24 protein-coding genes are annotated in these 23,830 nt (G+C 67.9%); 12 read left to right on the top strand and 12 right to left on the bottom strand.

The genetic code is table 11. The annotated features are described in order from the left end of the window. Positions 1-7 precede the first annotated feature (7 nt). The 6 genes from ACIBJH_RS04395 to ACIBJH_RS04370 all read right to left on the bottom strand — a co-directional run bounded on the left by ACIBJH_RS04395 (position 8) and on the right by ACIBJH_RS04370 (position 4,131). On the bottom strand, positions 8-1,138 hold the full coding sequence (locus ACIBJH_RS04395) for a hypothetical protein (RefSeq protein WP_399115307.1): 1,131 nt from the start codon (positions 1,136-1,138) through the stop codon (positions 8-10). A gap of 409 nt (positions 1,139-1,547) precedes the next feature. Further along, a complete protein-coding gene (locus ACIBJH_RS04390) occupies positions 1,548-1,934 on the bottom strand; it encodes a DNA cytosine methyltransferase (RefSeq protein ID WP_399115604.1) in 387 nt (128 codons plus the stop codon). Continuing rightward, entirely contained in the window at positions 1,918-2,151 is a 234-nt protein-coding gene (locus ACIBJH_RS04385; protein WP_399115603.1) for a DNA cytosine methyltransferase, read from the bottom strand. Before ACIBJH_RS04385 ends, ACIBJH_RS04390 begins: the two co-directional genes overlap by 17 nt. 49 nt (positions 2,152-2,200) lie before the next feature. After that, positions 2,201-3,613 (bottom strand): tyrosine-type recombinase/integrase, encoded by a 1,413-nt coding sequence (locus tag ACIBJH_RS04380; protein WP_399115306.1) that lies wholly within the window; start codon positions 3,611-3,613, stop codon positions 2,201-2,203. Next, the gene (locus ACIBJH_RS04375; protein ID WP_399115305.1) at positions 3,613-3,891 is read right to left on the bottom strand and encodes a helix-turn-helix domain-containing protein; all 279 of its coding nucleotides are present in this window, start codon (positions 3,889-3,891) and stop codon (positions 3,613-3,615) included. The genes ACIBJH_RS04380 and ACIBJH_RS04375 overlap by 1 nt, the downstream gene beginning before the upstream one ends. A 99-nt stretch (positions 3,892-3,990) precedes the next feature. Beyond that, positions 3,991-4,131 (bottom strand): hypothetical protein, encoded by a 141-nt coding sequence (locus ACIBJH_RS04370; RefSeq protein ID WP_399115304.1) that lies wholly within the window; start codon positions 4,129-4,131, stop codon positions 3,991-3,993. Between the two features lie 322 nt (positions 4,132-4,453). On the opposite strand from ACIBJH_RS04370, the gene ACIBJH_RS04365 reads away from it, so the two are divergent. Beyond that, the gene (locus ACIBJH_RS04365; protein WP_399115303.1) at positions 4,454-5,773 is read left to right on the top strand and encodes a sensor histidine kinase; all 1,320 of its coding nucleotides are present in this window, start codon (positions 4,454-4,456) and stop codon (positions 5,771-5,773) included. Further along, positions 5,773-6,438, top strand: coding sequence for a response regulator (locus tag ACIBJH_RS04360; protein ID WP_399115602.1), 666 nt, complete (start codon positions 5,773-5,775; stop codon positions 6,436-6,438). The genes ACIBJH_RS04365 and ACIBJH_RS04360 overlap by 1 nt, the downstream gene beginning before the upstream one ends. 41 nt (positions 6,439-6,479) lie before the next feature. Here the strand turns inward: ACIBJH_RS04360 and ACIBJH_RS04355 are convergent, their stop codons facing one another. Further along, positions 6,480-6,956: a GNAT family N-acetyltransferase gene (locus ACIBJH_RS04355; protein WP_399115302.1), complete on the bottom strand. Its 477-nt coding sequence runs from the start codon at positions 6,954-6,956 to the stop codon at positions 6,480-6,482. Between the two features lie 77 nt (positions 6,957-7,033). Here ACIBJH_RS04355 and ACIBJH_RS04350 point away from each other — a divergent pair, with 77 nt between their 5' ends. Beyond that, entirely contained in the window at positions 7,034-7,837 is an 804-nt protein-coding gene (locus ACIBJH_RS04350) for an exodeoxyribonuclease III (RefSeq protein WP_399115301.1), read from the top strand. Here ACIBJH_RS04350 and ACIBJH_RS04345 read toward each other — a convergent pair. Further along, positions 7,825-8,481, bottom strand: a complete 657-nt coding sequence (locus tag ACIBJH_RS04345; RefSeq protein WP_399115601.1) for a MerR family transcriptional regulator — start codon at positions 8,479-8,481, stop codon at positions 7,825-7,827. The two genes, ACIBJH_RS04350 and ACIBJH_RS04345, sit on opposite strands and share 13 nt — an antisense overlap. 193 nt (positions 8,482-8,674) lie before the next feature. On the opposite strand from ACIBJH_RS04345, the gene ACIBJH_RS04340 reads away from it, so the two are divergent. From ACIBJH_RS04340 to ACIBJH_RS04325, 4 genes are all read left to right on the top strand, one after another. Further along, positions 8,675-10,186: a flavin-containing monooxygenase gene (locus ACIBJH_RS04340; protein ID WP_399115300.1), complete on the top strand. Its 1,512-nt coding sequence runs from the start codon at positions 8,675-8,677 to the stop codon at positions 10,184-10,186. Beyond that, positions 10,183-11,118: an alpha/beta fold hydrolase gene (locus ACIBJH_RS04335; protein WP_399115299.1), complete on the top strand. Its 936-nt coding sequence runs from the start codon at positions 10,183-10,185 to the stop codon at positions 11,116-11,118. Before ACIBJH_RS04340 ends, ACIBJH_RS04335 begins: the two co-directional genes overlap by 4 nt. Continuing rightward, a complete protein-coding gene (locus ACIBJH_RS04330) occupies positions 11,115-12,002 on the top strand; it encodes an SDR family oxidoreductase (protein ID WP_399115298.1) in 888 nt (295 codons plus the stop codon). The genes ACIBJH_RS04335 and ACIBJH_RS04330 overlap by 4 nt, the downstream gene beginning before the upstream one ends. A gap of 85 nt (positions 12,003-12,087) precedes the next feature. After that, the gene (locus tag ACIBJH_RS04325) at positions 12,088-12,273 is read left to right on the top strand and encodes a hypothetical protein (protein WP_399115297.1); all 186 of its coding nucleotides are present in this window, start codon (positions 12,088-12,090) and stop codon (positions 12,271-12,273) included. 126 nt (positions 12,274-12,399) lie between these two features. Here ACIBJH_RS04325 and ACIBJH_RS04320 read toward each other — a convergent pair whose 3' ends face one another. Beyond that, entirely contained in the window at positions 12,400-15,627 is a 3,228-nt protein-coding gene (locus tag ACIBJH_RS04320; protein WP_399115296.1) for a S41 family peptidase, read from the bottom strand. Between the two features lie 165 nt (positions 15,628-15,792). Here ACIBJH_RS04320 and ACIBJH_RS04315 point away from each other — a divergent pair, with 165 nt between their 5' ends. The 3 genes from ACIBJH_RS04315 to ACIBJH_RS04305 all read left to right on the top strand — a co-directional run bounded on the left by ACIBJH_RS04315 (position 15,793) and on the right by ACIBJH_RS04305 (position 19,429). Further along, positions 15,793-16,392, top strand: a complete 600-nt coding sequence (locus tag ACIBJH_RS04315) for a TetR/AcrR family transcriptional regulator (RefSeq protein WP_399115295.1) — start codon at positions 15,793-15,795, stop codon at positions 16,390-16,392. 122 nt (positions 16,393-16,514) lie between these two features. Then, entirely contained in the window at positions 16,515-18,737 is a 2,223-nt protein-coding gene (locus ACIBJH_RS04310; RefSeq protein WP_399115294.1) for an MMPL family transporter, read from the top strand. 137 nt (positions 18,738-18,874) lie between these two features. Continuing rightward, positions 18,875-19,429 carry an isochorismatase family protein gene (locus ACIBJH_RS04305; RefSeq protein WP_399115293.1) on the top strand — a complete coding sequence of 185 codons (555 nt, stop codon included), beginning with the start codon at positions 18,875-18,877 and terminating at the stop codon, positions 19,427-19,429. 21 nt (positions 19,430-19,450) lie between these two features. Here ACIBJH_RS04305 and ACIBJH_RS04300 read toward each other — a convergent pair whose 3' ends face one another. After that, on the bottom strand, positions 19,451-21,043 hold the full coding sequence (locus ACIBJH_RS04300; protein WP_399115292.1) for a hypothetical protein: 1,593 nt from the start codon (positions 21,041-21,043) through the stop codon (positions 19,451-19,453). 328 nt (positions 21,044-21,371) lie between these two features. Here ACIBJH_RS04300 and ACIBJH_RS04295 point away from each other — a divergent pair, with 328 nt between their 5' ends. Together ACIBJH_RS04295 and ACIBJH_RS04290 are read left to right on the top strand one after the other, a co-directional pair. Continuing rightward, positions 21,372-21,887 carry a YbaK/EbsC family protein gene (locus ACIBJH_RS04295; protein WP_399115291.1) on the top strand — a complete coding sequence of 172 codons (516 nt, stop codon included), beginning with the start codon at positions 21,372-21,374 and terminating at the stop codon, positions 21,885-21,887. Further along, the gene (locus ACIBJH_RS04290; protein WP_399115290.1) at positions 21,884-22,660 is read left to right on the top strand and encodes an EamA family transporter; all 777 of its coding nucleotides are present in this window, start codon (positions 21,884-21,886) and stop codon (positions 22,658-22,660) included. The genes ACIBJH_RS04295 and ACIBJH_RS04290 overlap by 4 nt, the downstream gene beginning before the upstream one ends. An 89-nt stretch (positions 22,661-22,749) precedes the next feature. Here ACIBJH_RS04290 and ACIBJH_RS04285 read toward each other — a convergent pair whose 3' ends face one another. Both ACIBJH_RS04285 and ACIBJH_RS04280 read right to left on the bottom strand, forming a co-directional pair. Continuing rightward, complete coding sequence (locus tag ACIBJH_RS04285; RefSeq protein WP_399115289.1) at positions 22,750-23,433, bottom strand: maleylpyruvate isomerase family mycothiol-dependent enzyme; 684 nt, start codon at positions 23,431-23,433, stop codon at positions 22,750-22,752. Positions 23,434-23,447: 14 nt separating this feature from the next. Beyond that, on the bottom strand, positions 23,448-23,756 hold the full coding sequence (locus ACIBJH_RS04280; RefSeq protein ID WP_399115288.1) for a hypothetical protein: 309 nt from the start codon (positions 23,754-23,756) through the stop codon (positions 23,448-23,450). Between the last annotated feature and the right edge of the window lie 74 nt (positions 23,757-23,830).

The raw sequence follows: 23,830 nt of genomic DNA, 5'->3' as shown, positions 1-23,830 counted from the left end.
CCTGTGTCTATATAGCCTTCGCTAGTAGGTCATCAAAGAATTTTCGCAGCATATCCTCTGCGCCTTCGGTGTTAAGTTCGTATCCGCCGAACCGATAGACCTCATACCCTCTGAGACGCAGTCGGCGGTCCTCTGCAACCATTTCGGAGTATAGACGAGGAGATGCCTCGTTGCCGTTGGCATAGTGTTGTTTGCCGTCAACTTCAAGCACGACTCTCACGCCATTCGGCAGGAGAAGCAAGAAGTCCATACGTTCACGGGCCAAGACACTTGGGGCACCGTCGCGCTGTCTTTTCGTTAGCGGGTCGTAGTGCAAGTAGACTTGTGGAATCAATGCGGGAAGTTCCCGTGCATTTCCCAGGGAGTACCGCTCACTATAGGTCCGGAACAGTAGACGCTCTACGGGATTGTCCTTGACCGAATCACTAAGCCTGCTCCATAGATCACGGGCAACATCTGAATCGCCCATGTCGGCGAAGTCATTTTTGGTGCGCCACCAGTCAGCGAGTGCTCCCCAACTGAGACCAGCTTGGCTCAGCGGCCGGTCGTAGAAGAGGCAGTACTCGGCGTATTTCGTGACCTCGATGATGTTGTTGATTGCGTCTCGAACGACGATTTGAGGTTTATATCCAGTTGAGGCGAAGATAAGGTTTTTGAGCTCCCCGTCAACACCGCGAACTGATCTGACACTCGCCCGCTCATCTTCTAGTTCCTCCAGCTTCCCTAGAATAGGAGTGAATAGTTCATTCACGTAGCCGCGGCGAGCGGCCCATCCGCCGCCGCCACTCATCCCTTGGCTGCTCCAGTAGCCGCGGAACCCCGTGAAGTTACGGAAAGGGGGAGAGAATTCGATATCCTGTCGCTTTAGTAGTACGCGAAGTGTTCGTAGGAGTAAGCTGCTTTGCTCGTCATCCAGTTTGTTACTGCTATCCGTGCCGTACGCTTCAAGCTCCTCTGATGCGAGCTGTGTGAGTGCATAGGCGGCTTCTAGGTCGTCTACTTGGTCGACAGGCCCTTGCCTGAGTTTATTGACGAGCTCGGCATTGAATACCTCGCTTATGCGAGCCTGTACGTTCCAGGGGTCGGCGCCATCCCAAAATGGGTTGTCTTCGGTTTCAAAGAAGTCGCTCGGTTGCATATCTTAATTCTACAGAGAGTGACGAAGGTTGAACAGACCGCCTATCTAGTCCGCTAGTGCAGTCAGCAGTTGACGTAGTGCCGCTTCCGCCTGCTGGGGCACGACCCCGTTGCCGAGCGCGTGGAGTTCACCACTTCGTGGCAGCCCCAACCCGGTGATGTAGTGGACCGGCAAACCCATGAGCCACTCGACGAACGGTGCGGCAAGGCGCTGCTGCCCGCGTGTTCCCAACTCGACAGGAGGAGGAGCCGCGCGACCGGTCACGGCCTCCCATCGTCTGACGGCTGGCTCGTACGGCCCCCACTCGAAAGCGCCAGGCGTACCACCAAATCGTTGAGCGCCAACCCTGTGTGCTTCGGCGTCAGTCGAGCCCCCGACGCATCCCGAGCTCGGGGTGTGGGCAACAGCGTCACTTTTCCCCATGTTCCCTCGGGGGGGGGGGGCAATTACTAGCAAATCCCCAAGCCTGACTTGGTGACGACTCGCCTTGCGTGCTGCTGCCGGTTGGCTGCTCTTCATGTCGCCCGTGTTGGGCGTTGGCAGTAGCGAGGAGACTTTGACCCGCTTCGTTGTACGCGAGGATGAACACGCGCTCTCGGCGGTGGGCCGCGCCAACGTCAGCGGCGCGAAGGCTCGTCCAGCGTGCGTCATACCCGATGCCGGCCAAGTCTCCGAGTACGCGGTTGAGCCCCCGTCGGCGGAGCGCGCTGACGTTCTCCAAGACGATGAGCTTGGGCTGTAGAACGCGAATGCCCTTGGCGATGGTGAGCCAGAGTCCACTACGCGACCCCTGCACAATGCACAATGCCGGCCCCACGACCGGCGAAACTGATGTCTTGGCACGGAAAACCCGCGCACACAAGGTCTACGGGCTCCACCTCGTGCCATCTAATGCGACTGATGTTTCCGAGGTTTGGCACCCCGGGATGGTGCGCCGCTAAGAGCCTTGTCATGTGGCGGTCGTTGTCGGCTACCCATTTGAGGGTGCCGCCAAAGACTTTCTGCACGGCCATGTCGAGCCCGCCGTATCCCGTGCAGAGCGAGCCGATACTTAGAGTCTGGTTACGCTGCTTGTTCATATTTCACCTCCTTTGAATTAGAGCCAGTTTTGACGGCAACGCTGACGGCAACGATGCCCACCAGCCACCGTCTTCTGTGGCTATCAATGGCTTTGTTTACTTCGGTCGTGCGTCGCCGAATGCCGCAATGGATGGGCCTGAAGAGCCTTGTGTCCCCAGTTCGAGTCTGGGAGGAGCCACCAGAGAGAACTTCACCAAATCGGTGGAGTTTTTTCTTGTTTGACGGCAGTTTTTGACGGCAACGCGCTTCGTCGCCCGTTGCGTAGGAGCGGAAGAATAGTGCTTGCTCGACTTTCGCTAGCGCGTTGCGCTTGCTGTCCATGTCTATGTGTTCATAGATGCCTGTGGTTCGCACGTCGCCATGTCCGAGTATGGCTTGGATATCTCGATCGTGTACCTGTAGGTTCTTCTGCGTTGTCGCGTTGCTGTGTCGTAATCCGTGTATGGTGATACGTCGTAGGCCATTTTGCTCACAGATTCGCAGGAATGATCGGTAGAGATTGCGTGATTCGATCGGGCGTCCCGTCTTTGTAGTGAAGACGAGTTCCTCATCTGAGTCTGATCCTTGCCAGGAGGGGTGAGCGGCTAAACGAGCTGCGTCTTGCTCTTTTCGGCGTCTTTCTAATACCTCTCGGGCCACCGGTTGTAACGGTGCATCTCTGCGGCTTGAGTCAGTTTTGAGTTCTGCTAATTGAAGTTTGCCGTTGATGCGCTGCACCTGTTGTCTGATGCGCAGTACGCCTTGCGCAAAGTCCACGTCGCGCCACCTAATTCCTAGAACCTCACCCCGGCGCAGCCCATAGAGAGTCAGCAAAACGAATGCTGGGTAGAGAGGATCTGTGCGTGCGGCTTCGAGGAACCTGACAGTTTCTGCGGGTGTCCAGTGCTGCGCTTCGCTTGGTTTGTACTGAGGCATCTCTACCAAGCGGGCAACGTTGCGGACTATGATTTCCTTTCGCATGGCGTGCGTTAAGGCGGCGCTGAGCACCTTGCGTACCTGATGGATAGTGGCATTCGTTTTTCCAGCAACTTGTAACTGGTCAAGAAAGTCTTGGACTATCTGAACTGAAATTTGATCGAGACGATAGTTGCCCATGCCTGGTTTAAGATGAAGGCGAACAATGCTCTCGTGTCGTCTGTAGGTGAGGGGGCGACGCTTAGCGCGTTCAAGCCAATAATCAAGATACTCGCCGAGTTTCCATGTCCTGTCCGGCAGGCGTATGCCTTTGTGCGCCCTGGCCTGTTCTTCAATGAGCTTTTGTCGCGCTTCGTCTTTCGTTGCCCCATAGAAGCGTCGCCGCTTCCGTTGTCCGCTTACGGTTTGGAAGTAGGCCGCAGCTTCCCAGCGCCCATCTTTGCGTTGGTAGTACGTGCCTTCGCCGTTCGAGCGGCCCATTACTGCGCTCCATCGGCCCGCAGGCTCTCGATGAGTTCGCGTACGGCCTCAAGTGGCACGAGCCGACGCCGGCCAATTTGTATGGTGGCGAGACGTCGCGTATGGATGAAGTGCGTATAGAGCGTGGTCTTGTTGACCCGTAACATCTCGGCTGCTTCCCGCATGTTCAGCAGGCGCGGCCCGTCGCTCTCGGTATCCCGAGGCGGAGCAAGAGCCCGGAAGTACATCCGGGGGTTGAATGTGCCGAAGGCGTTTGGCTGTAGTGCTTCTGCAAGCATGGTTACCCTCCTTTTAGTTGTTACTTGGAGGGGTGAGGCAATGCCTCACCCCTTGTCCGGTCACGGCTTACATGGCCAGACAAGGGGTGACGGGTGCTGTTACGCGGTTGTGGGTCGGTGCTTCCGCAGGATGCGTTTCACGCTGCTCTCAGAGATGTCGTAGCGCTCAGCAAGCACGCGCTTGGTGGTGCCGTCCTCTTGGAAGGAGCGCACCAGCTCGGCTACGGCTTCATCGTCCATGCGATCAGTCAGGCGCCGATCTGTCTTGGGTGGCGCGTCGGATCGGACGCTGACCCGCTCAGGGATGCCGACCGCCTCAAGCGCTCGTGCTTGACCCAGCAGCTCCGAGGCGTTGACCAGCCTCTTTAGAAGGTCCGAGCGATTGGAGTAAGAGCCAACAAGGTCCACACAGCAACAAGATCCCGTCCGATCGTCAGATCGGGCGGGATCTTTGTGTTCCCGGCCGACAGGTCGGCCCTCCCGGCAGGTATGGCTGCCCCTACCCCCGCCCCACCCCCTGGACCCCTGTCCCCCAACTGCCCCGCCTCCTACGGTGATCCGCATGCGTACTGTGTGGCAGGCCCTGGTGAGGCCCGGTTTTCTGTGGTCGGTGTGGCCCTGGCGGGCCGTGCTGTATCTCGGGAGCGGAGTCGCGGCCGGGGCCGTCGTGCTGGTGCTGTTGCTGGCCGGGGTGGTCGGTGGGGGTGTGCTGGCCGTTGTCCTGGTGGGGATACCGCTGCTCGTGCTGACCGCGCTCGCCGGGATACCCGTCGCCGTGGCCGAGCGGTACCGGCTGCGGCTCGTCGACCGGGAGCCGGTGCCGGGCCCGCACCGGGTGCCGGACCGGCCGGGGCTGCGCGGCTGGCTGGCGACGCGGCTGCGGGAGCAGGCGACCTGGCGGGAGTTGGCGTACACGCTGCTGTTCGCGCTGCTGCTGTGGCCGCTCGACGCGTTCGCGCTCGTGGTCGGGCTCGGCGGTCCGCTGGCCATGCTGGGCACGCCCGCGCTGATGGGGGACGGCGAGGTGAAGGTGCTCAAGCTGTGGACGGTCACCACCTGGCCGTCCGCCGCCGGGGTCGCCGTCCTCGGGCTCGTGCTGCTGGCGCCCGGGCTCTACGCCCTCGGGGCCGTCGCCGGGGCGCGCGCCGGGCTGACGCGACTACTGCTGGAGCCGGGCCACCAGGACTTGGGGCTTCGGGTCGTCGAACTCGCCCGCTCCCGGCTGCGGTTGGTGGACGCCTTCGAGGCCGAGCGCCGCCGCATCGAGCGCGACCTGCACGACGGCGCCCAACAACGGCTCGTCGCCCTCACCGTGACCCTCGGTCTCGCCCGCCTCGACGCCCCGCCCGGCCCCCTCGCCGACCAGCTCGCCAAGGCCCACGACGAGGCCGGACACGCCCTCGCCGAACTCCGCGAACTGATCCACGGCATCCACCCCCGCGTCCTCGTCGACTACGGCCTCGCAGCCGCCGTCGCCGACGCCGCCGACCGCGGTGCCGTACCCGTGGACCTCGAACTCGACCTGCCCGGACGGCTGTCGCCCGCCGTCGAGGCCACCGCCTACTTCGTCGTCTGCGAGGCCCTCGCCAACATCGACCGGCACAGCGGCGCCACCCGGGCCGGGGTGCGGGGCGGACACCGGGACGGGCGGCTGGTGCTGGAGGTGTACGACGACGGGTGCGGGGGCGCGGACGCCGGGCGGGGGAGCGGGCTGACCGGGCTCGGGGACCGGGTGTCAGTGCTGGATGGTTCACTTCAGGTGTCGAGTCCGGTGGGCGGTCCGACGGTCCTGCGGGTGGACATTCCGTGCGCGGACATCCCGTGCATGGGCATTCCAGGCGCCGACATTTCCTGCGGTGCGGACGGGGAGCGGGGGGAGTGATGGTCGAGGGGGAGCGGCCGGCGCTGCGCGTCGTGCTGGCCGAGGACAGTGTGCTGCTGCGGGACGGGATCGTCGCGCTGCTCGCCCGGTTCGGGCACAAGGTGGTGGCCGCGGTCGGGGACGCGGACGCCCTGCTGGCCGCCGTCGCCGAGCACCCGCCGGACATCGTGGTGACGGACGTGCGGATGCCACCGGGCTTCCAGGACGAGGGCCTGCACGCGGCGATACGGTTGCGCGCGGAGCGCCCGGGACTGCCGGTGCTGGTGCTCAGCCAGTACGTGCAGCGCGCCTACGCCGCCGAACTCCTCGACTCCGGGGACGGCACCGGCGTCGGCTATCTCCTCAAGGACCGCGTCGGCCAGGTCGAGGAGTTCGTGGACGCGCTGAACGAGGTCGCGGCCGGCGGCACGGTCGTCGACCCGGAGGTCGTACGGCAGTTGCTGCGCCGGCGCCGTGATCCGCTGGCCCGGCTGACCCCGCGGGAGCGGGAGGTGCTGGGGCTGGTCGCGCAGGGCCGGTCCAACGGCGCGATAGCCCGCGAGCTGGTGGTCACCGAGGCCGCCGTCGGCAAGCACATAGGCAGCATCCTCGCCAAGCTGGACCTGCCGCCGGCGGACGACGCGCACCGCAGGGTGCTGGCCGTGCTCACCTACCTGAGGAGCTGACCGGCGCGGCGCCCTCGGTCACGGTGCCTGCCTTCGCACGGTCACAGTGCCTTCGCGAAGCACCGGCTGTCGTCGAAGAGGCGGTAGTAGCCGAACTTCACGCACGGCTCGTAGCCGCTGGACGTGTAGAGGGCGATGGCCTCGGGCTGCTTGGTGCCGGTCTCCAGGACCATGCGGACGCGGCCGGCGGCGCGGGCGTTCTCCTCCAGGGCGGCCAGCATGCGGCGGGCCAGACCCCGGCCGCGCGCCTGCTCGATCACGAACATCCGCTTCAGCTCGGCGTCGCCGTCCTCGTTGCCCTCGCTGTCGGCGTCCTGGGCGCGCCAGCCGCCGGTGGCGACGGGTCTGTCGTCCTCGTCGTACGCGATCAGGTACACGCCGTTGGGTGGTTCGAAGTCCGGTGGGGCGAGCGGGGTGGAGTCGCCGCCGTCGCCGTAGCGGACGTGGTATTCCGCCTGGACCTCGTCGTTCAGCTTCACGGCGTCGGGGTGGTCGAAGGGAACCGTACGAATATTCATGCCGAAAATCGTATACCTACTCGTAAGGGGATCCGGGCGGATCCGGACTGCGTCCAGTGTGCCGGTATCGTGCCGGGGTGCTCACTGTGACCTCTGCAAATGTGAACGGACTGCGGGCCGCCGCGAAGAAGGGCTTCGTGGAGTGGCTCGCCGGGACCTCCGCCGATGTGCTCTGCCTGCAGGAGGTGCGAGCCGAGCCGCAGCAGCTGCCCGAGCACGTCCGCACCCCCGAGGGCTGGCACGTCGTGCACGCGCCGGCCGCCGCCAAGGGCCGCGCGGGCGTCTCCCTCTACACCCGTCGCGAGCCCGACCGCATCCAGGTCGGCTTCGGATCGGCCGAGTTCGACGACAGCGGCCGCTACGTCGAGGCCGACCTCCCCGGCGTCACGGTCGCGAGCCTCTACCTGCCCTCCGGCGAGGTCGGCACCGAGCGGCAGGACGAGAAGATCCGCTTCATGGACGAGTTCCTCGCCTACCTCAAGGACCTGCGCGAGCGGTCCGCCGCCGACGGTCGCGAGGTCGTCGTCTGCGGCGACTGGAACATCGCCCACCAGCAGGCCGACCTCAAGAACTGGCGCGCCAACCAGAAGAACTCCGGCTTCCTGCCTGAGGAACGCGAGTGGCTGAGCCGGGTCTTCGACGCGGCGGACGGGGCGTACGTCGACGTCGTACGGGCGCTGCATCCGGACGTGGAGGGGCCGTACTCGTGGTGGTCGTACCGGGGGCGGGCTTTCGACAACGACAGCGGATGGCGTATCGACTATCACGTGACGACGCCGGGGCTCGCCGCCAAGGCGGTCAAGGGGTATGTCGAGCGGGCGGCCACGCATGACGAGCGGTGGTCGGACCACGCGCCGGTGACGGTCGTCTACGACCTCTGAGGGCCAGGGCCAGGACCCTGGTCGCGACCGGCTTGCAGTCGCCGGTCCATGGCCATCGACAGTTCCGCCTCCACCACGCTCTTCGCCAGTGGCCGCAGTCGTTGCAGGTCCTCCGTCGTGCCGCCCTGGGCGAGGACCAGGTCGGCGAAGAGGGCGGCGAGGGACTCCGTGTGGGCGCGGACGCGGCGGCCCGCGTCGAGGACGTCGGCGAGGGGGATGCCCTCGCGGACCAGGGCGGCGGTGACGTCGAGGAGGCGGCGGCTGATGTGGACGATCTCGCTGCCGTCGGTGCCGAGGTAGCCGAGTTCGAGCGAGGCGGCGAAGTTCTCCGGGGTGGCCTGGTCGCCGAAGTAGTCGGCGAGGGCCTCCGGGGTGAGCCGGACCGGGGTCTCCTCGGTGGGGGCGCCGAGGCCCAGCAGTTCGCCGACGTTGCGCCCGTGGTCGAAGGCCTCGGCGAGTTCCGCGATGCCGTTGAGGGTGTGGCCGCGCTCCAGGAGCGCCGAGATCGTGCGCAGGCGGGCGAGGTGGGTCTCGTCGTACCAGGCGATACGGCCCTCCCGGCGGGGCGGGGGGATGAGTTTGCGTTCGCGGTAGAAGCGCAGGGTGCGCACCGTGATGCCGGCCCGCTCGGCCAGTTCCTCCATGCGGTACTCGCGCTTCTGGTCTGCCTTCTCCGCCACGCACGCACCCTACGTCGTACACCCAGGTACCCGCGGCGGCGGCCGCTGATGTAAACGTCCTCGTACCGCCCCCTACCCATGAGTACGGAGCTGCTCTACGCTCCGATTGCGCCAGTGTTCACTGGCGCGGTTGCACGGTCGTATGGGAGGGCACGGGATGACCGAACACGAGCATGTGCGGGTGGCGGTGATCGGGTCCGGGTTCGGCGGGCTGGGGGCCGCGGTGCGGCTGCGGCGGGAGGGCGTCACCGACTTCGTCGTCCTGGAGCGAGCCGACAGCGTCGGCGGGACCTGGCGGGACAACAGCTACCCCGGGTGCGCCTGCGACGTACCGTCCCATCTGTACTCGTTCTCCTTCGCGCCCAACCCCGACTGGCCCCGCACCTTCTCCGGGCAGGAGCACATCCGCGGCTACCTGGAGCACGTCACGGACGTCTTCCGGCTCCGCCCGCACATCCGCTTCAACTCCGAAGTGAAGATGATGACTTGGGACGCGGAGCGGCTGCGGTGGGACATCGAGACCAGTAGTGGTTCCTACTCGGCCGACCTCGTCGTCTCCGCGACCGGGCCCCTCTCCGACCCGAAGATCCCGGACATCCCGGGGCTCGACTCCTTCCCCGGCAAGGTCTTCCACTCCGCCCGCTGGGACCACGACTACGACCTGCGCGGCAAGCGCGTCGCCATGGTCGGCACGGGCGCCTCCGCGATCCAGATCGTGCCGTCGATCCAGCCCGAGGTGGAGCGTCTCACCGTCTTCCAGCGGACCCCGCCCTGGGTGATGCCCCGCGTCGACCGTGCCATCAGCGGTGCCGAACGCGCCCTGCACCGCGCGCTGCCCTTCACCACCCAGGCCCGCCGCGGACTCCTGTGGGGATTGCGGGAGTTGCAGGTCCAGGCGTTCACCAAGCGGCCCAACGAGCTGGGAATGATCGAGCAGTTGGCCAAGCGCAACATGGCCCGCTCCATCAAGGACCCGGCCCTGCGCGCCAAGCTCACCCCCGACTACCGCATCGGCTGCAAACGCATCCTGCTCTCCAGCGCCTACTATCCGGCCCTCGCCCAGCCCGATGTCGATGTCGTGACGAGCGGGTTGAGCGAGGTGCGCGGCTCGACCGTGGTCGGTGCCGACGGCAGTACGGCCGAGGTCGACGCGATCGTCTTCGGCACCGGCTTCCACGTCACGGACATGCCGATCGCCGACCGGGTCGTCGGCGTGGGCGGGCGGACGCTGGCCGAGGCCTGGCAGGACGGAATGCGGGCGCTGCGCGGCGCCTCGGCGGCCGGGTTCCCCAACTGGATGACCATCATCGGGCCCAACACCGGCCTCGGGAACTCCTCCATGATCCTGATGATCGAGTCCCAGCTGAACTACATGGCCGACTACGTACGGCAGTTGGACGTCCTCGGCGGACGTGTCGCCCTCGACGCCCGGCCCGCCGCCGTGGACGTCTGGAACCGGCGTGTGCAGGAACGCATGAAGCGGACCGTGTGGAACACCGGCGGCTGCACCAGTTGGTACCTCGACGCGAACGGCCGCAACACCACCGTCTGGCCCGGCACGACGACGGAGTTCCGCACGGCCACGCGGCGCGTGGACCTCGCGGAGTACGAGGTCGTGCGGGCGCCCGCGGAGAAGAAGGCGGAGAAGTCGGAGGTGGTGGACGCATGAGCCGTCTCCTGCACGTCACGTCCGGGCCGTACGCCCCGCCCGTCCCCGTCCGTGAGCCGACCGTCACCTCGGCCGACGGCTCCCGGCTGCATGTCGAGGTGCACGGCCCCGAGGGCGCGCCGGCCGTCGTCCTCGTCCACGGGTGGTCCTGCTCCACGGCCTTCTGGGCCGCGCAGACAAGGGACTTGGCGGTCGACCACCGGGTCGTCGTCTACGACCAGCGGGGCCACGGGCGCAGCCCGGCCGCCCTCGCCTACGGCACCGACGCGCTCGCCGACGACCTGGAAGCCGTACTCGAAGCGACCCTCACCCCCGGTGAGAAGGCCGTGATCGTGGGGCACTCCATGGGCGGGATGACCGTGCTGGCGGCGGCCGGGCGGGCCCGGCTCCGGGAGCACGCGGTGGCCGTGCTGCTGTGCAGTACGGGCAGTTCGCGGCTGGTCGACGAGTCGCGCGTGGTGCCGATGCGGGCCGGGCGGACCCGGTCCTGGCTGACCAGGAAGGTCCTCGGCAGTCGGGCACCGCTCGGGCCGGTCACGCCCGTCGCGCGCCGGATCCTGAAGTACGCGACGATGGGACCCGGTTCCGCGCCGCACATGGTCGAGGCGTGCGCGCGGATCGTGCACGCGTGTCCGAGGACGGTGCGGTACGCGTGGTCGCAGGTCCTCGACTCCCTCGATCTCGACCACGGGGTACGGGAGTTGGCGGTGCCCACGGCGGTCGTCGTCGGTACGGCGGACCGGTTGACGCCGCCGGTGCACACGCGGGCGCTGGTCGCCGCGCTGCCGCAGTGCGTCGGGAGCACCGAGCTGACGGGGCTCGGGCACATGACACCCATCGAGGCGCCGGAGCTGGTCAGCGGGAAGATCCGCGAACTGGCCGCCACCTACATCGAGTTGGACCCGAGCGATCAGATCAAGGAGGGCGCATGAGCAACAAGGTGAGCCTGGAGGGTCAGGTCGCGGTCGTGACCGGGGCCGCGCGCGGCGTCGGCGAACTGCTCGCCCGCAAGCTGTCCGCGCGTGGCGCGAAGGTGGCGCTGGTCGGGCTGGAGCCGGACGCGCTGAAGCAGGTCGCCGAGCGGCTGCACACCGAGAGCGGCCACTGGTACGCGGACGTGACGGATCACGAGGCCATGGCGCGGGTCGCCGCCGAGGTCAAGGAGCGGTTCGGGAAGGTCGACATCGTCGTCGCCAACGCCGGTGTCGCCAGCGGCGGGCCCTTCGTCGACTCCGATCCGGTCGCGTGGCGGCGGGTGATCGAGGTCAATCTGATCGGGTCCGCGGTGACCGCGCGGGCGTTCCTTCCGGTGCTGATGGAGAGCCGCGGGTATCTGCTGCAGATCGCCTCGCTGGCCGCGATCACGCCCGCGCCGATGATGACCGCGTACTGCGCGTCCAAGGCGGGCGTCGAGGCGTACGCGCACAGTCTGCGTGCCGAGGTCGGCTACAAGGGCGTACGGGTCGGGGTCGGGTATCTGTCGTGGACCGACACGGACATGGTGCGCGGGGCCGATCAGGACGACGTCATGCGGGAGTTGAGGCAGCGGCTGCCGTGGCCGGCCAACAAGACGTATCCGCTGGGGCCGGCCGTGGACCGGATCGTCGCCGGGATCGAACGGCGGGCGAGTCATGTGTACGGGCAGGGGTGGCTGCGGGGGACGCAGGGCGTGCGGGGGTACCTGCCGGGGATCATCGGGGCGGTGGGGCAGCGGGAGATGCGGCGGTTCGGATCTCGGTTGGAAGGGATGCGTTCCGGGCTTGTCGGGGCGGGTGGAGCCGCTGATGAGGAGGCTCGCGCTACGGAACGTAGCTGACCGAAATGCGAAGTGTGTCCGCCCGTGTGAATCTGGTCGAGGCCCGGTCAAGGGCCGTTTCCCCCCACTACGGGAGTGAACCCACATGGGTATGAAGGACCAGTTCCAGGACAAGGCGAAGGACCTCGCGGACAAGGCCAAGGACAAGATGGGCCAGGGTCAGGGCGAGGGCGAGGAGCGCGAGCGCGGGCAGCGGGGCGCTCAGCGGGACGAGGTCTCTGAGCGCATGCAGCGTGAAGAGGACCGTATGGACCAGGACTACGACGTTTAGTCGTTGTCCGATTGCGTGGGGCGCCCTGGGTTTTTGGGGCGTCCCACGTTTCGTTGTCGGGTGCGGGTTCGGTGGGGGCTGGGCGCGCAGTTCCCCGCGCCCCTAGGCGGGTGCAGTCAGCGCTTCTCAAGAACGTGGGGGCAACTTCGGTCTGCTTCTGTCCGGTACGGCCGAGTGGTCGGGCGGTGTTGCCGCGGGATGGATCGCCAGCAGATCCAGTGCCAGCCTGATCGCGTCGTCCAACTGGGCGTGGCGGCCCTCTGCCCAGTCCAACGGCGTGCGGAGGATCTCCAAGTCCGGGGTCACGCCCCGGTTTTCCACCGACCAGCCATACGCGTCGAACCAGGCCGCGTTCATGGGGACCGTGATCACCGTGCCGTCGCCGAGTTGGTGGCGGCCGGTCATGCCGACCACTCCGCCCCAGGTGCGTTGGCCTACGACCGGGCCGAGTTTGAGGAGTTTGAAGGCCGCTGTGATCATGTCGCCGTCCGACGACGTTGCCTCGTCCGCCAGGGCAACCACCGGGCCCCTGGGGGCATTTGACGCGTACGACACCGGTTGGGCGTTGCGGGTGAGGTCCCAGCCGAGGATGGTGCGGGTGAGTTTCTCGACGACCAGTTCGCTGATGTGGCCGCCCGCGTTGCCGCGTACGTCGACGATGAGGGCGGGGCGGGAGACTTCGAGGCGCAGGTCGCGGTTGAACTGGGCCCAGCCGGAGCCGCCCATGTCGGGGATGTGGAGGTAGCCGCAGTGGCCGCCGCTCAACTCCCGTACCACCGCCCGGCGTTTGGCCACCCAGTCCTGGTAGCGGAGGGGGCGTTCGTCGATCAGGGGGACGACCGCTGCACGGCGGGCCCTGCCCTCGCCTTCCGCCGGGGTGAACGTCAGCTCCACCGTCGTGCCGCCCGCGCCCGCCAACAGGGGGTAGGGGCCGGTGAGTTGGTCGACCGGGCGGCCGTCCACGTGGGTCAGGACCGCGCCCTCGCGGATGCCGGTGCCGGCCAGCGGGGAGCGGGCCTTGGAGTCGGAGGACTCGCCGGGGAGGATGCGGGCCACCGTCCAACCGTCCTCCCTGCGGACCAGGTTGGCGCCCAGCAGGCCCTGGCGGCGCTGGTAGTGGGGCGGGCCCTCGTTGCGGCGGGACGCGGTGACGTAGGCGTGCGAGGTGCCCAACTCGCCCAGGACTTCGCGGAGCAGGTCGGCGAAGTCGTCGGGGGTCGCGACGCGTTCCACCAACGGGCGGTACTGGGCCAGGACGCCGTTCCAGTCGATGCCGCACATCTGCGGGTCCCAGTAGTAGGCGCGGATCAGGCGGCCGGCCTCCTCGTAGGACTGGCGCCATTCGGCGGGCGGGTCGACCTCGTGCAGGATGCGGCGCAGGTCGATCCAGACGGTCGAGTCGCCGTCGCCCGACTCCGTCGAGGGGACCGCTCGTAGTTCGTCCTCGTCGACCACCACCAGCCGTGAGCCGTCGCCGCTCACCGCGAACCAGTCGAGGTGGTCGACGAGTTCGGACTTCTTCGCCTTGCTGATGTTGAAGTGTTCGAGGGTCGGCCGGCCGCTGGTGTCGTCCGGATTGGCGAAGGTCTCGCCCAGCGCGCCCGAGATCGGCCAGCGCAGCCAGACCAGTCCGCCGCCGGAAACCGGGTACAGCGCCGAGTACTTGGAGGCCGAGACGGGGAACGGCGTGACCCTGCTCTCCAGGCCCTCCACCTCCACCGTCACCGCGCCGTCCGCGCCCTCGTCGTCCTCAGCCGCGTCGAGTCCGCCGGCGGCCGGGCGGCCCTCCGGGGTCAGCGCGAAGGGGGAGGGGGTGGCCGAGGAGAGGGGGACGAGGTAGGGGCGGCAGCCGAGCGGGAAGGACAGGTCGCCGGTGTGGACGTCGTAGACCGGGTCGAAGCCGCGCCAGGAGAGGAAGGCGAGGTAGCGGCCGTCCCGGGTGAAGACCGGATTCTCGTCCTCGAAGCGGCCGTTGGTGACGTCGACGATCAGGCGGTCCTTTATGCGGGCCATCTTGATCTGGCGCAGCGAGCGGCCGATGCCCGGGTGGGACCAGGTCAGCCAGCTGCCGTCGGGGGAGAAGGCGAGGTCCCGTACCGGACCGTTGATCGAGCAGATCAGCTCCGTCACCTCGCCGTTGGAGTCCTCGGTCGCGTCCAGGAGCAACAACCGACCGTCATGCGCCGCGATCGCGAGGCGTTCGCCCGCCGTGTCCGACACCAACTCCAGTACGCGGCCCACCTCGCCGGAGGCCAGGCGGCGGGGGGCGCGGTCGCCGGTGGCGCGGGGGAGGTAGGCGATCTCGATCGCGTCCTCGCCGTCCGCGTCGGTGACGTAGGCGACCTGTCCGCCGCTGCCGAGCATCTCGGGGAGGCGGACCCGTACGCCGGGCGTATCGGTGATGGTGCGGGCGGGCCCGTCGCGGTGGGTCAGCCAGTACAGACTTCCCCGTACGACCACGGCGCTCGCCCGGCCCGTCTCGTCGACCGAGATGCCGTCGACGTGCTGGGCGGCCGGGACCTGGTACCTACGGCGGCCCGCGCGCGGGCCGCCGAGGCGGACGTCGAGCTTGCGCGGGAGCGAGGCCGGAGACAGGTCGTCGACGATCCACAGGTCGCCGGCGCACTGGTACACGACGCGGGTGCCGTCGCTGGCCGCGTGCCGGGCGTAGAAGGCGTCGTGGTCGGTGTGGCGGCGCAGGTCGGAGCCGTCGTAGGCGCAGGAGTAGAGGTTGCCGATGCCCTCGTGGTCGGAGAGGAAGGCGATGCGGCCGTCGACGAACATCGGGGAGTGGAGGTGGCCTTCGAGGTCGGCGAGGAGGCGGCGGCCGTGCAGCCAGAGGCGGCCCATGGCGCCGCCGCGGTAGCGCTTCCAGGCGGCGGGTTCGTGGGGTGGGGTGCCGGTGAGGAGGAGGGTCCGGCGTTCGCCGTCGATGTCGGCGAGCTGGATGTCGGAGACCGGGCCCCAGGGGAGCCGGCCGCCGGGGTCGCCGTCGGTGGGGACCTTGTGGGCCCAGGTGAAGTAGGAGAACGGCTCGCCGTGCGAGGCCACCGCGAGGATGTCGCCCTCGGGAGTCCAGCCGCAGACCTGGGTGTCGGCGCTGCCCCAGTAGGTGAGTCTGCGGCCGGGTCCGCCGTCGACCGGGACGAGGTGGATCTCCGGGACCAGGCTCCGCCAGGTCGTGTACGCGAGGTGGCGGCCGTCGGGGGAGAAGCGGGGGTGGCCGACCTTGGTGCGGTCGACGGTGAGGCGCCAGGCGCGGCCCCCGCCGTCGAGCGGGGCCAGCCAGAGGTCGTCCTCGGCGACAAAGCTCAGCAGGTCTCCGTTGAGGTGCGGCAGGCGCAGATAGCTCACGTCCCTATGCTTTTCCGCGGGACGGACCGGAGCAACTTGTGAAAAATCACCGAGGTGACTCCGTGGGTGACCCAGCACACGTACGAAACGGTTTCGTTTCGTAGAGGGGTGCGCTACATTCGTCATGTACGAAACCGTGTCGTTCGGAGCTGGAAGGTGAGTCGCATGACTGAAGTCGCAACGGCGCGTCGCAGTCGCATCACACCCGAGCGCGAGGCCGAGCTGTATGCGGCCGTGCTCGACCTGCTCCGTGAAGTCGGCTACGACGCCCTCACCATGGACGCCGTCGCCGCCCGCACCCGCTCCAGCAAGGCGACCCTCTACCGCCAGTGGGGCGGCAAGGCCGAGCTGGTGGCCAAAGCGGTGCGGCACAACAAGCCGGGCCGGCCCACCGACGTCGACACCGGAACGCTCCGGGGCGACATGCACGCCATGGTGGCCCGCGAGGACGACTGCCGGATCGAGCAGAACTCCGCGCTGATGCGGGGTCTGGCCATGGCGACGCACAACAACCCGGACCTGCTGCAGGCCTTCCGGGAACTGCTCGTCGAACCGGAGATGGAAGAGTTCCGCATCGTCATGCAGCGCGCCGTCGACCGGGGTGAGATCCGTGCGGACTGCCCCGCGCTGAAGTTCGTGGTGCACATGATGATCGGCGCCTTCGCCACCCGCACGGTGATCGAGGACCTGCCGCCGACCAAGGCCTATCTGACCTCGTACATCGACGCCGTCGTGCTCCCCGCGCTCGGCGCACCCACCGCCTGAAAGACCCACAGCACGCCCACCTGACGTAACCGCTCACGTCGTCGGGCCGATCAGCCGTGTCCCCAACCGGCCGGTCACCCCTGCCCCGAAGAACCCCACGACCTGACCGGGAGTACGCCCTCGTGGCCACGTTCCTCTACAAAGTCGGCCGTCTCGCCTTCAGGCGACGGCACTACGTCGCCCTCCTCTGGATAGCGCTGCTGACCCTCGCCGGAGTCGGCGCGGCCAGCGCGCCCGCAGCCGGATCCACCTCCTTCTCCGTGCCGGGCACCGAGGCCCAGAAGGCCTTCGACCTGCTGGAACAGCGCTTCCCCGGGATGAGCGCCGACGGCGCCACCGCCCGGGTCGTCTTCAAGGCCCCGGCCGGCGAGAAGCTGGACTCCGGTGCCAACAAGGCCACGATCGAGAAGACCGTCAAGGACCTCGGCGACGGTTCCGAGGTCGTCTCGGTCGCCGACCCCTTCAAGGGCAAGGCCGTCAGCAAGGACGGCACGATCGCCTACGCGTCCGTGAAGTACAAGGTCTCCGGCATGGAGCTGAAGGACGCCTCCAAGGACGCCCTGAAGGAGACCGCGCAACAGGCACGCGACGCGGGACTGACCGTGGAGGTCGGCGGTGACGCGCTCACCGCGACCCCCGAGACGGGCTCCACGGAGATCATCGGCATCGCGGTGGCGGCGGTGGTCCTGGTCATCACCTTCGGCTCGCTGCTCGCGGCCGGATTCCCGCTGCTCACCGCCCTGATCGGGGTAGGCATCGGCGTCTCGACGATCACGGCCCTGGCCGGCGCCCTCGACCTGGGCACCACCACCTCCACCCTGGCGATGATGATCGGCCTCGCGGTCGGCATCGACTACGCCCTGTTCATCGTCTCCCGCTACCGCGCCGAACTGGCCGAGGGCCGTGACCGCGAGGACGCGGCCGGACGGGCCGTCGGCACGGCGGGCTCGGCGGTCGTCTTCGCGGGCCTGACGGTCGTGATCGCACTCGTCGGCCTCTCCGTGGTCAACATCCCCATGCTGACGAAGATGGGCGTGGCGGCGGCCGGCACGGTCGCGATCGCGGTCCTCATCGCACTCACCATGATCCCGGCCCTGCTCGGCTACGCGGGCCGGAAGATCAAGCCGACCGGCCAGAAGAGCAAGCTCCTGGGCGGCGGACGCGCCACCTCCGCACAGAAGGCGTCCCGCCCGAACATGGGCACCCGCTGGGCGAGCTTCGTCGTACGACGCCCCCTGGCCGTGCTGCTCCTGGGCGTGATCGGACTCGGGGCGGCGGCGATCCCCGCTGCCTCCCTCGAACTGGGCCTCGGCGACGACGGTTCGCAGCCCACCTCCACCACCCAGCGCCGGGCCTACGACCTGCTGTCCGACGGCTTCGGCCCCGGCTTCAACGGCCCGCTGATGGTCGTGGTCGACGCGAAGGACAGCAAGACCCCCAAGGCCGACGTCACCACGGTCACCGACAAGATCAAGTCCCTGAAGGACGTCGCCACCGTCACCCCGGCGGCCTTCAACAAGGACGGCGACACCGCGACGATCACCGTCGTTCCGGACTCCAAGCCGTCGTCCGTCACGACCGAGGACCTCGTCCACGGCATCCGGGACGCGGGCACGCAGATCAGGACGGACACCGACTCCACGGTCCTGGTCACCGGCACCACAGCGATGAACATCGACGTCTCGCAGAAGCTGAACGACGCCCTGATCCCGTACCTGATCCTGGTGGTGGGCCTGGCGTTCTTGTTGCTCATCGTGGTCTTCCGCTCGATCCTGGTCCCGCTGAAGGCGGCGCTCGGCTTCCTGCTCTCCGTCATGGCGGCGCTCGGCGCGGTCGTCGCGGTCTTCCAGTGGGGCTGGCTGTCCGGCCTGCTGGGCGTCGAGGAGACCGGCCCCGTGATGTCGATGATGCCGATCTTCATGGTCGGCGTGGTCTTCGGACTGGCCATGGACTACGAGGTGTTCCTCGTGACCCGGATACGCGAGGCCCACGTCCACGGCGAGAAGCCGAGCCAGGCGATCGTCACCGGCTTCCGGCACAGCGCCCGGGTCGTGACGGCGGCGGCCGTCATCATGATCGCCGTGTTCTCCGGCTTCATCAGCTCCAGCGAATCCATGATCAAGATGATCGGCTTCGGCCTCGCGATCGCCGTCTTCTTCGACGCGTTCGTCGTCCGCATGGCGATCGTCCCCGCCGTCCTCGCCCTGCTGGGCAACAAGGCCTGGTGGCTGCCGAAGTGGCTGAACCGGGCACTGCCCAACGTCGACGTCGAGGGCGAAGGCCTGCGCGACCTCGACTCCAAGGACTCGGATCCCGACGAGGACCGGGAGTTGGTCCGGGCCTGAGGCGGCTGCCGCGAGGCACTGAGGCCCCGGACAACTGATCTGCCGCGCCACCGAGTTCGGGTGGCGCGGCAGATCGCGTCGGTGACAGCACGGTCCGGACCGGCCCGATGTCAGTGGGCCGGGCTAGCGTGTTGAGCATGACCACACTCGCGGAACGTCCCCGCACCGCACTTCTGCTGATCGACGTCCAGGTCGCCGTCGTGGCCGACGCGTACGACCGTGACGCGGTCGTCGCCAACATCGCCGCCCTCACCGACCGGGCACGCGAGGAAGACATCCCCGTCATCTGGGTCCAGCACTCCGACGAGAACGTGCCGAAGGGCAGCGAGGGCTGGCAGTTCGTCCCCGAACTGAGCCCCGGCGACCAGGAACCCCAGCTCCACAAGCTCTACCCGGACTCCTTCGACGACACCACCCTGGAGGAGGTACTGGCCGCCGCCCGGGTCGGACGCCTGGTCGTGGCGGGCGCGTCCACTGACGCGTGCATCCGCTCCACGCTCCACAGCGCGTTCACGCGCGGCTACGACGTGACACTCGTCGGCGACGCCCACACCACGAGCGACCTCAGCCAGTGGGGCGCACCGCCGCCGGAGCAGGTCATCGCCCACACGAACCTCTACTGGAAGTACCACACAGGCCCCGGCCGCACGGCCGGAGTCGAGACGACGAAGGACGTCACCCTCACCACCTGACCCCGGCCCAGGGCGAGTTCGTCACATACGTTTCCCGGCGGACAGCCGGGACCTCCGCGCCGCCAGGAACACCAGCGTGCCGCCCGTCACCAGCAGGGCGGCGATGCCCGCGCGCAGCAGGACTCCGTCCGCGCCCGTGGCCGCGAGCCCGCCGCCGGTCGTCGTCCCGCCGCTGGTTCCCGCCCCGGAGCCGGACGGGCTCGCGGTGGCGGTGGCCGTGGCCGACGAGGACGCGGAGGCGGTGGGCGACGGGCTGGACGTCGCCGAGCCGGTCGCCTTCACCGTGATCGCCGCGGTGTCGTTCGACGCGTCGTCGTCACGATTGGGGTACTCGGCGTTCTCCACCGCCCGCACGCTGCCCCGCGCGCCGGGGACGACCCGGTCGATCCGCACCGTGAACTCCTGGGTCACGGAGTCGCCCGGCTTGAAGTCCGTGCTGCTGATGTCGCAGGTGTAGCTCTTCGCGCCGGCCTTGCGCGGTGTGCAGTTCCACAGCGGTCCGGGGTCGCCCTGTTCGCCGGGGGCGGGGATGCCGGTGATGGTGGTGCCGGCGGGCGGGGTCACCACGAACGTGCCGGAATTCTCGGCGTCCATCCACCGGAAGTTCATCCAGCCCGGCCCGTTGTTCCGCACGCCGAGGGTGATGCTCACCGTCTTGCCGACCTTGCCCTCGACCGTGTCACCGAGCGCCTGGTAGTCGGCGTGCTGGGTGGTGGCGAAGGTGCCGTACCCGGAGCCGGTGAATCCGGAGCCGGAGGCGACGGACTTCAGGCCGAGCGGCGCGCCGGTGCCGGTCGCGGGGAAGTCGGACGGGTCGAAGGAGTCGGGCGCGGTGCCGCCGGCCGGCCACGCGATGTAGGTGTTGTAGCCGTACATCGTGTCCTTGGAGGCGGTGTAGCGCAGCGGTACGTCCGTCTCGTAGGCCGCGCCGGCCGCGACCGGGGTGTCGAACCGGCACCAGGCGCCGACGTCGGGCCGTTCCGAGTAGTGGCAGTTGGAGTGGTCACGGGCGAGAGAGACGCCTTCCGAGTCCTGCACCATCAGCATGACGCCCTTGTCGGCAGGGGCTGTGCCGGTGTTGGCGAAGGCCGGGGTGCGCTCGAAGACACCGCCGGGCGCGATGCCCTTCAGCGCCGGGTAGGACCGCGAGACGAGCTTCGGCCCGCCGACCAGGACGTCCGTCTTCCCCGTCACGGTGGTCGCGTCGGAGGCGGTGGCGGTGTAGGTGATGGCACCGGTGTCGCCCGCCTTGGCGGCCGAGGTGGGCTTCAGGAAGAACGGGTCGATCGACTCCTTCCCCGACAACGGACCCACGTCGCACCGCACCTTCAGGGTGCCGGTGCTCACGCAGTCCCCCGTGACCACCATCGTCGCCTTCCCGGCGAGCGACGACGCGTCGACCACGACCGAGACGTCATGGGCGTCCCCGCCCGAGGCGGTGATGCCGAGGCCCAGGTTCGGACCCTCTCCCGTGGTGGGGAGGTAGTAGTTCTCCTGGGCGTCCAGGACGAGCGTCGTTCCGGCGGCATGCGCGGCCGGGATCGCGACCGCGAAAGCGGCGGTCGCGAAAGCGGCAGCAGCCGCTGTCCGCCATGTTCTACGTATCGTCAGCACACAACGTGGACACGCCAAATCACCAGAAGGTTGCCCCCGAGCATCCGTCAGCCGACGAACGGGTTGCGCGTCGAGACGGGAAGACGCTGCGGGGAGCGCGTAGTGGTCCCCAAAAAGTGTGTCACTTTGGGTGGAAACTGACACACTTTTTTGGGACCCCTACCCCACCCCCCTCGCCCTCGGGTCCGCCCACTCAGGGTTGGCCGCTGAGCCGACGCGGAGCGCCCTTTACTCGGTCCGCTCCAGCCCGACACTGGCAAAGAAGCGAGTGGCCCCACGGCAAGAACTCAGTCGCAGGCCCAGTGCACCCCCCGCTAGCGTGCAGTACATGACCACGAACGGCAGCGAAAACACCCAGGACTCCGGCGCCAACCCCCGTTTCGCCGAAGCCTTGCGGGAGTTGGGTCTAGGCAACCTCCTCACCAGCATCCGCCGCTTCCCGGACGCGACCCGCACCGCCGCAGAGGCCGCGGCGGCGATCGGCTGCGAGCTGAGTGAGATCTGCAAGTCCCTGATCTTCGCGGCGGACGGCGTACCGGTACTGGTGCTGATGGACGGAGCATCACGAGTGGACCTGGACCGGGTCCGTGAGGAACTCGGCGCCGACAAGGTCACCCGGGCCAAGGCAGACGTCGTACGCGAGACGACCGGCTACGCCATCGGAGGCGTGCCGCCCTTCGGACACCGTACGAAAACTCGCGTACTCGCCGACCGTTCACTGCTCGCGCACGACGTCGTGTGGGCCGCCGCAGGCAATCCGCACGCCGTGTTTCCCATGGAACCGAAGGAACTTGTCGCGTACGCCGGCGCCATCTTGGTGGACGTGCGCGAGCAGACCCCGTGACCCCACTGGTCGCAGCTGCCGTCCTGCTCGCCGCCGTCACCCACGCCTGCTGGAACGCCCTCGCGCACCAGATCACCGACAAGCTTCTCGGCTTCACACTCATCACGGGCGGCGGAACGGTCATCGGACTGGCCCTCGTGCCGTTCACGGCCTTCCCGAAGGCCGCCGCGTGGCCATACCTCGCGACCTCCGCCCTCATTCATCTCGCCTACACACTCCTCCTGATGAAGTCGTTCCGGCTCGGGGACTTCGGTCAGGCCTATCCGATCGCGCGAGGCACCGCACCCCTCGTCGTCACGGTCTTCGCCGCCGTCTTCGCGCACGAGGTGCCCGACGGCTGGGCGGCGGCCGGCATCGCGCTCTCGTGCACAGGACTGACCGGTGTCGCCCTGTGGGGGATGCGCGGACGGCGCCCCAACTGGGCAGCGATCGGTGCCGCGTTGGCGACGGGGCTGTCGATCGCCGCGTACACCGTCGTGGACGGACTCGGTGTACGCGCCTCGGGATCGTCACTCGGCTACATCGCCTGGCTGATGGCGGCGGAGGGTTGGATGATCCCGGCCTACGCCTTCTCCCTCCGACGCGGTCAACTCCTCTCCGAGCTACGCCCGTTCGCCGCCGTGGGCTTCCTCGGCGCCGCCCTGTCCGTGCTGGCGTACGGACTCGTGCTCTGGGCCCAGACCCGCGCGGAACTCGCCCCCATCGCCGCCCTGCGCGAGTCGTCGGTCAAGTCCTACTCGTGCGGTAATAACTTCGCTGTCCAGGTGGCTTGATGAGGCGATTCCCTCTGCCCCGGCCTCGTCCTGCGCCGTGAGAGCCCAATGGACACCCACCGTTTCTCCGGCGTCAGTTGGCGACGACCTCACCCCAGCGTGAGCCATTGGATGCCCAGGCGGTTGACGTCCAGTGCTTCGTCCTTGGTGATCGGCTCGCGTCCTGTCGCCTTGCGCAGGAAGCGCAGCTGACCCCAACCCAGATGCTCCAGCGCCGCCGTTCCGTCCGGGCCGAGCAGAAGCCCCTGCACCAGATCTGCGGCCTCGGGAGTCAGCCACGGCTCGCGTCCCAGGGCGTCGGCCAGGTCCAGGCCGTGCACGGCGACCTCGACCACGCGCGTCAGCAGGAACTCCGACAGGAGCATGGGGTCGCCGTGCCGGGTGCGCACCACACGCCCCTCGGGTTCGGCCCGGCACAGCCGGTCCACCTGTTGCCAAGTGGCGTTGAAGTCGTCAACGAGCGCGGCACCACTGAGCTGTCCGGCCGCATGATCTTGGGCCAGAGCGATCCGAGCCGCGTTGGTGTCCGGGGTGAAACGGTCGTCGGGCCGGTAGTACTCCGTTGCGGAGACCTCGGCACGGGTCGGCGCCGGCGCGGCCAGCATGCCCGGCAGCCAGGCAATCACCACCCGGACATGAGCCAGCAAGTCGCCCACTTTCCACGGTGCACACCGCGTCGGTAGACGCCACTCGGCCGCCGAGACCCCGGTCATCGCCTGTGCGAGCTGCGTCGCCTCCAGACGAAACGCTTCAACTACTCGCTCCTGATCCATTGGTTGAGACCTGCTCAGTGACGCCGAAGAGAGAACAGGCGCGTCACCACCGCCAGCACCAGCCCGGCCGCGATGAGATACAGACCAAGGCGTTCTTCGTGCACTGCCGGTGACCACACCCGCCAGTCCGACGACGTGTAGGCATCGGCTGCCAGGAAGGATCCGTAGGAAGAGGAGTGCAGAGTGGGGAGCGTGCCGGTCTGGCTGCGTACCCACAGCAGCGTGCCGGTCTGGCTGCGTACCCACAGCAACGCGCCTATGGCTGCACAGGTCGCGGATATTGCGTACAGGGCTGTGGCGTGACGCTGGGTCGGTCTGGTCACGGGTTCTCCCTCGACTTTGTCGTTGTGATGCGTGGATTCTCGCTGCTGGTAGCGGTCACGCCTGAACCGGGCCA

Source organism: Streptomyces sp. NPDC050548, from assembly GCF_044457385.1.
Lineage (GTDB): Bacteria > Actinomycetota > Actinomycetes > Streptomycetales > Streptomycetaceae > Streptomyces.
This window is presented reverse-complemented; position numbering and strand designations above follow the sequence as displayed.

What these genes read in the sequence shown, in the direction of transcription:
- ACIBJH_RS04395 (WP_399115307.1), bottom strand. Translation starts at nt 1,138, where the DNA reads ATGCAACCGAGCGACTTCTTTGAAACCGAAGACAACCCATTTTGGGAT.
- ACIBJH_RS04385 (WP_399115603.1), bottom strand. Translation starts at nt 2,151, where the DNA reads ATGGCCGTGCAGAAAGTCTTTGGCGGCACCCTCAAATGGGTAGCCGAC.
- ACIBJH_RS04380 (WP_399115306.1), bottom strand. Translation starts at nt 3,613, where the DNA reads ATGGGCCGCTCGAACGGCGAAGGCACGTACTACCAACGCAAAGATGGG.
- ACIBJH_RS04375 (WP_399115305.1), bottom strand. Translation starts at nt 3,891, where the DNA reads ATGCTTGCAGAAGCACTACAGCCAAACGCCTTCGGCACATTCAACCCC.
- ACIBJH_RS04370 (WP_399115304.1), bottom strand. Translation starts at nt 4,131, where the DNA reads ATGGACGATGAAGCCGTAGCCGAGCTGGTGCGCTCCTTCCAAGAGGAC.
- ACIBJH_RS04365 (WP_399115303.1), top strand. Translation starts at nt 4,454, where the DNA reads ATGCGTACTGTGTGGCAGGCCCTGGTGAGGCCCGGTTTTCTGTGGTCG.
- ACIBJH_RS04360 (WP_399115602.1), top strand. Translation starts at nt 5,773, where the DNA reads ATGGTCGAGGGGGAGCGGCCGGCGCTGCGCGTCGTGCTGGCCGAGGAC.
- ACIBJH_RS04355 (WP_399115302.1), bottom strand. Translation starts at nt 6,956, where the DNA reads ATGAATATTCGTACGGTTCCCTTCGACCACCCCGACGCCGTGAAGCTG.
- ACIBJH_RS04345 (WP_399115601.1), bottom strand. Translation starts at nt 8,481, where the DNA reads ATGGAGGAACTGGCCGAGCGGGCCGGCATCACGGTGCGCACCCTGCGC.
- ACIBJH_RS04340 (WP_399115300.1), top strand. Translation starts at nt 8,675, where the DNA reads ATGACCGAACACGAGCATGTGCGGGTGGCGGTGATCGGGTCCGGGTTC.
- ACIBJH_RS04335 (WP_399115299.1), top strand. Translation starts at nt 10,183, where the DNA reads ATGAGCCGTCTCCTGCACGTCACGTCCGGGCCGTACGCCCCGCCCGTC.
- ACIBJH_RS04330 (WP_399115298.1), top strand. Translation starts at nt 11,115, where the DNA reads ATGAGCAACAAGGTGAGCCTGGAGGGTCAGGTCGCGGTCGTGACCGGG.
- ACIBJH_RS04325 (WP_399115297.1), top strand. Translation starts at nt 12,088, where the DNA reads ATGGGTATGAAGGACCAGTTCCAGGACAAGGCGAAGGACCTCGCGGAC.
- ACIBJH_RS04315 (WP_399115295.1), top strand. Translation starts at nt 15,793, where the DNA reads ATGACTGAAGTCGCAACGGCGCGTCGCAGTCGCATCACACCCGAGCGC.
- ACIBJH_RS04305 (WP_399115293.1), top strand. Translation starts at nt 18,875, where the DNA reads ATGACCACACTCGCGGAACGTCCCCGCACCGCACTTCTGCTGATCGAC.
- ACIBJH_RS04295 (WP_399115291.1), top strand. Translation starts at nt 21,372, where the DNA reads ATGACCACGAACGGCAGCGAAAACACCCAGGACTCCGGCGCCAACCCC.
- ACIBJH_RS04285 (WP_399115289.1), bottom strand. Translation starts at nt 23,433, where the DNA reads ATGGATCAGGAGCGAGTAGTTGAAGCGTTTCGTCTGGAGGCGACGCAG.